This window comes from Pseudomonas sp. CC120222-01a (genome assembly GCF_003097235.1).
Lineage (GTDB): Bacteria > Pseudomonadota > Gammaproteobacteria > Pseudomonadales > Pseudomonadaceae > Aquipseudomonas.
The window spans coordinates 74,131-85,737 of the sequence record NZ_QEQQ01000024.1 but is presented as its reverse complement, the minus strand read 5'-3'; the positions used below and the strand labels follow the sequence as shown (position 1 = coordinate 85,737).

The 11,607-nt window shown below is 60.1% G+C and carries 9 protein-coding genes; 2 read left to right on the top strand and 7 right to left on the bottom strand.

Going from position 1 to position 11,607, the window contains the following annotated elements; genetic code table 11:
- On the bottom strand, nt 1–703 hold a 703-nt coding region (locus N430_RS24240; RefSeq protein ID WP_256592181.1), incomplete at its 3' end, for a GntR family transcriptional regulator.
- Between the two features lie 374 nt (nt 704–1,077).
- Between N430_RS24240 and phbB the strand changes: the two genes are divergently transcribed.
- Both phbB and N430_RS24230 read left to right on the top strand, forming a co-directional pair.
- Nucleotides 1,078–1,821, top strand: coding sequence for an acetoacetyl-CoA reductase (phbB, locus tag N430_RS24235; protein ID WP_110639276.1), 744 nt, complete (start codon nt 1,078–1,080; stop codon nt 1,819–1,821).
- Between the two features lie 81 nt (nt 1,822–1,902).
- On the top strand, nt 1,903–3,234 hold the full coding sequence (locus N430_RS24230) for a CitMHS family transporter (protein WP_110639277.1): 1,332 nt from the start codon (nt 1,903–1,905) through the stop codon (nt 3,232–3,234).
- A 437-nt stretch (nt 3,235–3,671) separates the two neighbouring features.
- On the opposite strand, the gene N430_RS24225 is transcribed toward N430_RS24230, so the two are convergent.
- The 6 genes from N430_RS24225 to pyk all read right to left on the bottom strand — a co-directional run bounded on the left by N430_RS24225 (nt 3,672) and on the right by pyk (nt 11,501).
- Nucleotides 3,672–4,430 (bottom strand): TerC family protein, encoded by a 759-nt coding sequence (locus tag N430_RS24225; RefSeq protein ID WP_110639278.1) that lies wholly within the window; start codon nt 4,428–4,430, stop codon nt 3,672–3,674.
- A gap of 183 nt (nt 4,431–4,613) precedes the next feature.
- Nucleotides 4,614–6,137: a 2,3-bisphosphoglycerate-independent phosphoglycerate mutase gene (gpmI, locus tag N430_RS24220; protein WP_110639279.1), complete on the bottom strand. Its 1,524-nt coding sequence runs from the start codon at nt 6,135–6,137 to the stop codon at nt 4,614–4,616.
- 10 nt (nt 6,138–6,147) lie between these two features.
- A complete protein-coding gene (locus tag N430_RS24215) occupies nt 6,148–7,773 on the bottom strand; it encodes an NADP-dependent glyceraldehyde-3-phosphate dehydrogenase (RefSeq protein WP_110639280.1) in 1,626 nt (541 codons plus the stop codon).
- Between the two features lie 50 nt (nt 7,774–7,823).
- Entirely contained in the window at nt 7,824–8,579 is a 756-nt protein-coding gene (tpiA, locus tag N430_RS24210; RefSeq protein WP_110639281.1) for a triose-phosphate isomerase, read from the bottom strand.
- Nucleotides 8,580–8,594: 15 nt separating this feature from the next.
- Complete coding sequence (eno, locus tag N430_RS24205; protein ID WP_110639349.1) at nt 8,595–9,899, bottom strand: phosphopyruvate hydratase; 1,305 nt, start codon at nt 9,897–9,899, stop codon at nt 8,595–8,597.
- A 153-nt stretch (nt 9,900–10,052) separates the two neighbouring features.
- The gene (gene pyk / locus N430_RS24200; RefSeq protein WP_110639282.1) at nt 10,053–11,501 is read right to left on the bottom strand and encodes a pyruvate kinase; all 1,449 of its coding nucleotides are present in this window, start codon (nt 11,499–11,501) and stop codon (nt 10,053–10,055) included.
- Nucleotides 11,502–11,607 lie beyond the last annotated feature (106 nt).

Sequence of the window (11,607 nt, the reverse complement as noted above, 5' to 3'; positions counted from 1 at the left end):
AGCGTGGCCTGTCCACGTTGGCTTTGTAGGCCATGAAGCGGCGCAACTGATTCTGTCTGCGGATAGACTCCAGGAAGAACGGGTTGCCCGAACAGCGCACGATCAGCTCATGTAACTGGGCGCCAATCTGAAACAGTTGCGAGCGGGAAAGGGTGAAGATATCACCGGCCAGCAATGCTTCCTGAGTCTTGCGCGCCTTGGCGAAGGCGGCTTTGTCCACTACGTACCCTGGCTCGAGCAGCGCTGCGGGTTCAACGGCCATGCGAAAACGGTAACTTTGGATATGCGCTTCGGAATCATGCAAAAACGCGTTGGTGCTCCAGCCCTGGCCAGGATTGCGCTCGACCATACCTTCACGGGCCAGGCGGTTCAGCACCTTGATGATCTGCCCGCGTGGTACGGCGTACTTGCGCATCAGCTCTGCCTCGAAGAATGAGGCGCCGATGTCGCCGGTCAGCACATCATCGACTACCCGCAGGTAAAAATCCTCGAATGGGTCGACCTCCAGTGGCAACTTTCCTGCGTCGACACTGCGAGCATCACAGGTCAGGAAGAAGCCGCGGTTTGGCTCCTTGACGGCGAGCCCCAGCTCCTCGAGCAGCGCAAAGCCGCGCCGTATGGGGGAGCGCGAAACCCCCAATTCTTTGGCGAAGGCCTCTTCTCTAAGGGGGTCACCGGCGCGCATGGAGCGCGCGCGCGCCATGTCGAGGATTTTGGGGGCCAATTGGTTGGCCAGGTCCTTTCGGATCGGGGAGGTAGCGGTCGTCAATGTCTTAATCCAGCTAAATCGGCAAGGCTGGTGGTAGTAAAGGGCACTATATCGCATCCCCATTGGATTCTGCGTGACATACGACGGTACCCAGATGCGCTCTCGAAAAATTGCACTTGCATTTGCTAAAATGCAGAGGCACAGTGGCGTTGGTCCTCCACCGGGTGCGTACATTCCTCGTAGCGATCAATGGACAAGCTATACCTGGAATTAGGATTGTATTCCTTGGTTATGAAGTCCAATATCAGGCCGGTCTACGCACCTCTGTTGTTGCTGCTCCCTACAAAAACACAAAAGGAGTAACGTCTATGTCCAAACGAATCGCATATGTCACCGCCGGCATGGGTGGTTTGGGTACTGCCATCTGCCAGCGGCTCTACCGAGACGGTTTCACCGTAGTCGTGGGGTGTGGCCCGGCCTCGCCGCACAAAGCGCAATGGCTCGCTGAGCAAGAGCGTAAAGGGTTCAATTTCATTGCCTCTGAGGGCAACGTCGCCGACTGGGACTCCTGCCAGGTCACTTTCGACCGCATCAAGAAAGACATTGGCCCCATCGATGTGCTCGTCAATAACGCAGGTACAGCCTGTAATGTCGTTTTTCGCGACATGCAGCCAGGCGACTGGACGACAGTGATCGATACCAATCTCAACTCGCTGTTCAACGTTACCAAGCAAGTGATTGATGACATGGTCTCGCGAGGGTGGGGCCGGGTGATCAATATCTCCTCGGTCAATGCCCAACTCGGTCAGGTAGGCCAGGTGAACTACTCCACTGCCAAGTCAGCAATCCGCGGATTTACCCGCGCGCTCGCTCGCGAAGTAGCCGCCCGCGGCGTCACGGTCAACACCGTATCACCAGGCTTCATTTCCACGCCTAAACTCAAGTCTGTCACCAGCACTTCGATGATGGACCGCTTGATCCACGATATTCCGGCCCGGCGCTTGGGGACCCCTGAGGAGATTGCAGCCATCTGCGGCTGGCTGGCCTCGGAAGAGTCCGGCTACGCCAATGGTGCAGATTTCTCCGTCAACGGCGGCTTGCACATGAGCTGACGGTCAACGTCGGCAACCTTGATGCGCCTTATAAGGCGCTGACTCACAACAATAATTGTACTTTAAGTCAAGGTGATACAAATGCTGTCATTTCTCGGATATGGCATGATCGTGACCTTCATGGCCCTGATCATGACCAAGCGGCTTTCACCACTGGTCGCGATGACCACGGTGCCGATCATTTTCGCATTGATTGGCGGCTTTGGTCCGGACATGGGGGACATGATGATCGAGGGTCTGCGCAAGGTAGCGCCGACCGCGATCATGGTCATGTTCGCCATCCTCTACTTCGGTGTAATGTTCGACACCGGACTGTTCGACCCGATCATCAAGAAGTTCATTAAGCTGATCGGTGGCGACCCAATGAAGGCGGTGGTGTTTGCCGCGCTGTTGGCTGGGCTGGTGTCGCTGGATGGCGACGGTTCGACCACCTACATGATCACGGTCACGGCCATGCTGCCGCTGTTCAAACGCATGCGCCTGGACCCGCTGGCGCTGACCTGCGTGGTGATTCTGGCCGCAAGCGTGACCAACTTGTTGCCTTGGGGCGGGCCACTGGCGCGGGCCGCGGCATCGCTGCAGGTGGAAACCTCGGAGTTGTTCTTGCCGTTGATCCCCACCATGATCATCAGTTTCCTGGGCGTGCTGCTGTTGGCCTGGTTCATTGGTACTCGGGAGCGTCAACGCCTCGGCCGTCTGCCTCAATCCCTAGGGGCTGCGGCGACGGTTTTCGATGATGCGGACAATGAGGCGACGCCGGCGCTGTCGGAAGAGAACGCCGAGTTGCGCCGGCCTAAGATGTTCTGGCTCAACGCAGCACTGACCGTCGCTTTGATGACCGGTTTGGTGCTGGAAATCCTGCCGCTGGCCATTCTTTTCATGGTCGCGTTCTCGATTGCACTGGTTATCAACTACCCGCACATCAATGACCAGCGGCGCCGCATTTCGACCCATGCGCCGACCGCCTTGAACCAGATCGCGATCTTCCTGGCTGCCGGTATCCTCGCCGGGATTCTTTCGGGCACCGGCATGGTCGACGCAATGTCCAAGAGTTTCCTGAGCTTGTTGCCGGAAACCTGGGGTCCGTACATGGCGCCAATTACCGCCTTGGCGAGCATCCCTGGCACGTTCTTCATGTCCAATGACGCCTTCTACTACGGTGTGCTCCCTGTTCTGGCCAAAGCGGCTGAGGTTTACGGTATTACCCACGCCGAGATTGGCCGGGCGTCACTGGTAGGACAGCCAATTCACCTGCTCAGCCCATTGGTCGCTTCGACCTACTTGCTGTGCGGTCTGGCCGGTGTGGAGTTCAGCGACCACCAGAAATACACCCTCAAGTGGGCGTTTGCCTTGTGCATGGTTATCATGTTCGTGGCCATGGCCTTTGGGCTGTTCCCGTGGAGCGCGGGTTGACCAGCGTTTGCCCAGGTCGGCACGTCCATTGACTCAGTAAGCTCCGCTTTTCCCAATCAGCGCACCCAGTGCGCTGATTGTGTTTTCACCATCCCTCCTGCTGATCATTGATCTTGGTGAGTCCACCTCAGCCGCCGCTTGGGCCTACTTGAAGTCGGGAAGGAGCGCCATACCACGGGCGGCGGTGGAGCATGTGCGAGCGTGGCCGCAGGTGAATCCCAGTCGTACTGGGTGAAACTCTTGAAACCATCCGAGTAAACCGTGCGCCGCAACGGCTGAGCTGTGGCGTCTAGCTCCAAGGGTTGCCACGGTGCTGGGCATTGGGTTCACTTAGTCGCCTGTACCAGTGACCATGAGCTAATGCCGAGGTACTCAATAACGCAATAAAAAAGGGCTGCAACAGCAGCCCCTTTTGCTTCAGATTGTCAGGCCTTACTTCAGTCGGCTTTTGCCGGCTCACCGGCGTCATTGATGGCTTCAGCCTTGGTACGGCTGGTGCGCATGCGTATGTTCAGCGCCTCCACGGCCAGCGAGAATGCCATGGCGAAATACACATAGGCCTTGGGTACATGCACATCGAACGACTCTGCGATCAGCACTGTACCTACTACAACCAGGAACGCCAGTGCCAGCATTTTTAGGCTAGGGTGACGCTCGATGAAAGCGCTGATGGCCCCTGCAGCAAGCATCATCACCATGACTGCGACAATGATCGCAGCCATCATCACCGGTACGTTCGATACCATGCCCACGGCAGTGATGACCGAGTCCAGCGAAAACACGATGTCGATGATCGCGATTTGAATGATCGTACCGATGAACCCGCGGCCAATGCCAGCGGACTCGGCCGCTTGCTCTTCATCGCCCTCCAGGCTCTGGAACATTTCCGTGCTGCTCTTGTACAGCAGGAACAGCCCGCCAAAGAACAGAATCAGGTCGCGGCCGGAGATGCCCTGACCGAACACCTGGAACAGGTCACGGGTAAGTCCCATGATCCAGGTGATCGACAGCAGCAGCATGATGCGGGTGACCATCGCCAGCGCCAGGCCGAAGAAGCGGGTGCGCGCACGCATATGCGGCGGCATGCGCCCGACCAGGATTGCGATCATGATGATGTTATCGATGCCCAGAACGATCTCGAGGGCTGTCAGTGTCAAGAAGGCGACCCAAATCTCTGGGCTGGTAAGCCATTCCATATCGTATACCTGTCAATGTTGGAGCCCGGCGGTGCGGGCAGGAGGATAAAAAGAAGGCGGACCCGTTGGGGGACCGCCTCAAAGATGCGCAGTAGCGTCACCGTGGAGCACGTCATCGATGGCATGGCAGGGTGACCAAACCACTCCATGTTCATCCATGACCTGATGGTCCCTGTCGACCGATCAGTCAGCGAGCAGTGATCGACCCTCCATCTGTTCGGGTTTCGGGAGGTCCATCATCTGCAAGAGGGTAGGGGCGATGTCGCATAGCCGCCCATTCGCCAAACGGGTGTTGCGGGTGTCTCGGCCCACCAGGATCAGTGGTACCGGGTTCAAGGTGTGCGAGGTGTGGGCCTGACCGGAATCAGGGTCCATCATCTGTTCGACATTGCCGTGGTCGGCGGTGATCAGACACTGGCCATTGACCTTGAGAATGGCCTCCACCACCTGAGCCAAGCAGGCATCCAGCGCTTCAACGGCTCTGACGGCGGCGTCGAATGAACCGGTGTGACCGACCATGTCGCCATTGGCGTAATTGCAGACCACCAGGTCGAAACGCTGACTTTCGATGGCATCGACCAGTCGCTCGGTCAGCTCGGGTGCACTCATTTGGGGCTGCAGGTCATACGAGGCGACTGCAGGCGAGGGGATCAGGATCCGTTCTTCGCCAGGGAAGGGCTGCTCGCGCCCGCCGTTGAAGAAAAATGTCACATGGGCATATTTCTCGGTTTCGGCGATCCGGAGTTGGCGTTTGCCCAGGCCGGCCAGATGCTCGCCCAGGCTGTTGGCGATCTCTTCCGGTGCGAACGCGCAAGGGCAGGGAAGGTCTTCGGCATATCGGGTGAGGGTCAGCAACTGCCTTGCCGGCATTACCCGGGGGCGCTCGAAGCCACTGAAATCGGTCGCGATCAGTGCCTGGCTCAACTGGCGAGCACGGTCCGGGCGGAAATTCATGAACAGCAGGGCATCCTCGGGCTGAACCACCGCCGGCTCACCGATGATGGTCGCACTGACGAATTCGTCGCTTTCATCCCGCGCATAGGCCTGGGCCAGTGCGGCGCCCGCTGACTCCGCGTGGTACTCGGCTTGACCCTGCACCATGGCACGGTAGGCTTTTTCCACTCTTGCCCAACGGTTATCCCGGTCCAGCGCGAAGTAGCGGCCTACCACAGTGGCAATACGGCCATGCCCCAGTTCGGCCAGCACCCCCTCCAGCGCCTGGATGGACTCAGCTGCGCACTTGGGTGGTGTATCCCGTCCGTCGAGCTGCGCATGCACGAAGAACCGCTTGACGCCCAGTCCCACCAGGACTTTGCAGGTAGCCAAAATCTGATCGATGTGGCTGTGCACGCCGCCGGGCGATAGCAGGCCCATAAGGTGAACGGCGCCACCGCGCTGGCGGGCCTGCTCGACCAGCTCCAGCAACGCCGGATTGCGAGCGAATTCGCCATCGGCGATGGCCTTGTCGATGCGAGTCAGACTCTGGTACACCACGCGGCCAGCGCCCAGGTTCATGTGCCCGACTTCGGAATTGCCCATCTGGCCCTCGGGTAGCCCCACGGCCAGGCCGCTGGTGGCGACCTGGCTGTTGGGGTAGTGCGCCAGCAGCGCATCCAAATTAGGTGTGCAGGCGGCGGCCAGGGCATTGGACTCACGCGCCTCGCGCAAGCCGATGCCGTCAAGGATGATCAGTGCACGGGTGCTCATCGCCAAGCCCTCAGAAGATGTAGTCGGTGGTGAGGAAGGTCGACTCGCGGTTGCCGATAATCTTGCTGATCAGCTCCTTGTTGGCCCCCTGGAACTTGGTGGCGACCAGCGTGCGGATGGAGAAGACGCGCAAGGCGTCATGCACCGACAGAGTACCTTCGGCACTGTTCTTGCGACCGTTGAAGGGGTAGCTGTCCGGGCCGCGCTGGCACTGGGCGTTGATGTTGATTCGGCCGACCTGGTTAGCGAAAGCGTCCACCAGGCGCCCGACTTCGGCACTGTCGTTGCCGAAGATGCTCAACTGCTGGCCGTAGTCCGAGTCGAGCACGTAGTCGATCACTTTATCCAGGTCACGGTACGGAACCACCGGTACGATGGGGCCGAACTGCTCTTCGTGGTAGACGCGCATGTCGGCGCTGACCGGGTAGAGCACCGCCGGGTAGAAGAACGAACCGCGGATCGCGCCGCCGCCGGCATTGACGACCTTGGCCCCCTTGGTTTCGGCATCGGCGACCAGGGTTGCCAGATAGTCGGTCTTGCCCGGCTCGGGCAGTGGGGTCAGGGCTACGCCTGGCTCCCAGGGCATGCCTGGCTTGAGGGCGGCAACCTTCTGATTGAATTTTTCCAGGAAGGCGTCAACCACGTCTTCGTGCACGAACAGGATCTTCAACGCCGTGCAGCGCTGACCGTTGAACGACAGTGCGCCGGTGACCGCTTCTTCCACGGCATTGTCCAGGTCGACCTGAGGCAGCACGATGCCTGGGTTCTTCGCATCCAGCCCCAAGGCGGCGCGCAGGCGGTGCGGGCGCGGGTGCAGCTTTTTCAGGTCGCTGGCTGCCTTGTGGGTGCCGATGAAAGCGAAGACGTCGATCTTGCCGCTGGCCATCAGGGCGCTGACCGTTTCCCGGCCGCTGCCGTAGATCACATTGATTACGCCGGCCGGGAAGCTGTCGCGGAACGCCTCGAGCAGCGGGCGGATCAGCAGCACACCGAATTTGGCCGGTTTGAAGACCACGGTGTTGCCCATGATCAATGCCGGGATCAGCGTGGTGAACGTTTCGTTCAGTGGGTAGTTGTAAGGGCCCATGCACAGGGTGACGCCCAGCGGCACGCGGCGAATCTGACCCAGGGTGCCCTGCTCCAGTTCGAAGCGGCTGGAGCGGCGGTCGAGGTCCTTCAGGGCGTTGACGGTGTCGACGATGTAATCGCAGGTACGGTCGAACTCTTTTTCGGAGTCCTTGAGGTTCTTGCCGATTTCCCACATCAGCAGCTTGACCACCGCCTCGCGCTGTTTGCGCATGCTGGCGAGGAAGGTTTCGACATGCTGGATGCGCTCGGCCACGCGCATGGTCGGCCAAGCGCCCTGGCCGTTGTCGTAGGCCTTGACCGCCGCATCCAGCGCGACCAGTGCGGTGTCTGCGTCCAACAAGGGTGCGCTGCCCAGTACCACCTGGCGATCTTCGCCAGTGTCCGCCAGGTAGACCGGACTGCGTACGGTCACTACCGGTCCGCCCCAGTGACGCAGTTGGCCATCCACCAGGTACTCGCGCTGCTCGATCGGCTCGCCAAGCCGATAAGCTTCGGGTACTTGGTCGGTGGTGGGGAAGAGGGTGTCGAGAGGGGAAATCGGATTCATGCTTCTACCTTTTTATGTTTTTGTCTGAGGCGCACTTTGCGCGAGGGATGTCAGGCCTGGGCTGCTTTGCAAATCGCGCCGAAAGCTGCGGGATCCAACGAAGCGCCACCGATCAGGCCGCCATCGATATCCGCTTGTGCGAACAGCTGCTCGGCGTTATCGGCTTTCACGCTGCCGCCATAGAGCAGGAGGATGGCAGCGGCGGCCACGGGGTCTTGCTCGGCCAGCAGTTGACGGATGTAGCGATGGACCGCCTGGGCCTCGGCTGGTGTTGCGGTCTCGCCCGTGCCGATTGCCCAGACCGGCTCGTAAGCGATGACGCCCCGTGCCAGCTGTGTGATGCCCACCTGGTGGAGGACGGTGCGCAGCTGCGCGCCAATCACTGCATTGGTGTTGCCGGCACGGCGCTGGTGGATGGTCTCGCCCAGGCATAGCACCGGGACCAGGTTCGCGCGCAGCGCCGCTTCGAATTTCATGGCAACCAGTGCATCGGTTTCGCCATACAGGCTGCGGCGCTCGGAGTGGCCAACCAATGCATAGTTGCAACCAAGGTCTGCGAGCATTTCTCCGCTGACTTCCCCGGTGAAGGCGCCCTGAGTACGTTCGCTGAGGTTCTGTGCACCGAGGGCGACAGAGGTGTCACCCAGCAGGTCGGAAATTTGGTCCAGATAAGGTAGCGGAGGGCAAATGGCGATTTGCACACCCTCGAGCCCCTGCAGTTCAGGCAATAGTCCGCTGATCAACTCAGCATTGGCAGCACGGGTGCCGTGCATCTTCCAGTTGGCGATTACAAGTTTTTCGTTCATCTGCGATCTCCTGCGTCAGCCACGCTCTGCGCGCAGCGCTGCGGCGCAATAAGGAGCCTCATCTGCCAGGGCTTCTTCGATGCGTAGCAGCCGGTTGTATTTGCCTACACGGTCGGAACGGCACAGCGAGCCGGTCTTGATCTGCCCGGCACGGGTGCCTACCGCAAGGTCGGCGATGGTGGTGTCTTCAGTTTCACCGGAGCGGTGAGAAATAACCGCGTTGTAGCCGGCCTGCTGGGCGAGGCGAATGGCATCGAGGGTTTCGCTGAGGGTGCCGATCTGGTTGTACTTGATCAGGATGGCGTTGCCGACACCCTGGTGGATACCCTCGCGCAGGATCGATGGGTTGGTGACGAACAGGTCATCACCGACCAGCTGCGTGCGCTTGCCCAGCGCCTGGGTCAGCAGCGCCCAGCCATGCCAGTCGCTTTCGTCCATGCCGTCTTCGATGGACAGTATCGGGTACCGGTCGCGCAACTGGCTCAGGTAGTCGGTGAAGGCGGCGCTGGAGAAGCGTTTGTTCTCCCCGGCCAGTACGTACTCTCCGCTTTCGAAGAACTCGGAGGCCGCACAATCCAACGCCATGCTGATATCGACGCCAACCTGATAGCCGGCTCGCTCAATGGCCTCCTGGATCACCACCAAGGCTTGTTCATTGGAGTCCAGCGATGGCGCGAAACCGCCCTCGTCGCCCACCGCGGTATTCAGACCGCGCGCGGACAGGACTTTCTTCAGGGTATGGAACACTTCGGCGCCCATGCGCAGTGCTTCTCGGAAGCTCTTGGCGCCAATCGGCTGAATCATGAACTCCTGAATGTCGACATTATTGTCGGCGTGTTCGCCACCGTTGATGATGTTCATCATGGGCACTGGCATGCTGAACTGGCCGGGGGTGCCGTGTAACGCGGCGAAGTACTCGTACAGCTCCTGGCCATTGAACTGCGCAGCAGCTTTGGCGGTGGCCAGGGAGACCGCCAGAATGGCATTGGCCCCAAGCTTGCCCTTGTTCTCGGTACTGTCCAGGTCGATCAGCGCCTGGTCGATGGCGCGCTGATTGCTGGCATCCATGCCGCGCAGGTGGGCAGCGATTGTCAGGTTGATGTGCCCGACCGCGTTCAGCACGCCTTTGCCGTGATATCGCTTGCCACCATCACGCAGCTCAAGCGCTTCCCGGCTGCCGGTCGAAGCACCTGACGGTACGCTCGCGATACCGCGTTGGCCACCGACCAGCGTGACCTGCGCTTCTACCGTGGGATTGCCACGCGAATCAAGGATTTCGCGGGCGATGATCTGGGCGATGCTAGCGGTGTTGTCTGTCACGGCTGTAGTCTCATGTAGGGCGGCAGTGTCGAGCAGTTCCTGTTGCTCCGCATATTCCTCGCGGACATCGAAGTCGCGGGGCCAGTCGCCCGGCATCGGTTGGCAGTCTGCGCTGGCTGATTTTGTCTGGGTCATCTTGGGGCCTCCATGGACTCAGCGAATGTCGTCGCCGACGCGCAGCACGCGCAGTGTGTTGGTGCCACCCTGGGCGTGGGCGTAATCGCCCTGGGTGATCAGCACATGGTCACCCACCTGCAGCACGCCGCGCTCAACCAAGGCCGCGACGGCTCGCTGGTTTACCTGGGCGAACGACATGTCTTCGGTGCTGAATGGCAGCGTCTGTACGCCACGGAAAAGGGCGACACGAGTCTGCGTGCGCGGGTTGTCGGAGCAGGCGTAGATCGGCAGGTGCGAGCGAATGCGCGACATCAGGCGCGGCGTGTCGCCGCTTTCGGTCAGGCTGATGATGGCTTTGACGCCATGCAGGTGGTTGGCGGCGTACATCGCTGACAGTGCAATGGTTTCGTCGATGCGCTGGAACACCTCATCCATGCGGTGCTTGGAACGTTGCGCCTGTGGGTGACGTTCGGCCCCGGCGATGATGCGGACCATGGCCTCGACCGTCTGTACCGGGTAAGCGCCCGCAGCCGTTTCGGCCGACAGCATCACCGCATCGGTGCCGTCGAGGACGGCGTTAGCCACGTCGAAGACCTCGGCGCGGGTGGGCATGGATTGGGTAATCATCGACTCCATCATCTGGGTCGCAGTAATCACGACCCGATTCAGTGAGCGAGCGCGGTCGATGATCAGCTTTTGCACTGCCACCAGTTCGGCATCCCCGATTTCCACGCCGAGGTCGCCACGGGCAACCATCACCCCTTCGGAGGCTTCGATGATCGCATCCAGCACCTGACGATCAGCGACCGTTTCGGCACGCTCGATCTTGGCGATCAAACCGGCTTCCCCGCCAGCTTCCTGCAACAGGTTGCGAGCAAGGTGCATGTCTGCGGCATCACGAGGGAATGACACCGCCAGGTAATCAACCTGCATCCGGGCTGCAGTGCGAATGTCCTCGCGGTCTTTCTCGGTCAGCGCAGAGGCCGACAGGCCACCGCCCTTGCGGTTGATCCCTTTGTTGTTGGACAGCGGGCCGCCGATCAACACTTCGCAGACCAAGTGATGGGGGTGGGCTTCCAGGACCTGCAATTCAATTCGCCCGTCGTCGAGCAGCAGGATATCGCCAGTATTGCTGTCGTTGATCAGAGCTTCATAGTCGATACCGACGGCTTCGGCGGTCCCGGCGTGCTTGTCCATTTTCGCGTCGAGGATGAAGCGTTGGCCCTTCTGGACTGAAACCTTGCCTTCGGCAAAACGGGCGATACGGATCTTCGGGCCTTGCAGGTCAGCCAGGATCGCCACGAACCGGCCATGCTTGCGTGCCATTTCGCGTACCCGCTGCGCCCTGGCCAAGTGCTCGTCAGCCGAGCCATGCGAGAAATTCAGCCTGACGACATCAACCCCGGCTTTGACGAGCCCCTCGATCGCTTCTGGCGATTCGGTGGCGGGCCCGAGGGTTGCAACTATTTTTGTTCTTCGCTGCATGGCTCAGCTTCCTTGAAAACGTACTTATGAGTTTAAAAAGGCAATTGTATCAGTCGGATAGTCCGCTCTTCGGTACTCGTCTTGACACCGCAGGCTGAGATTTTTT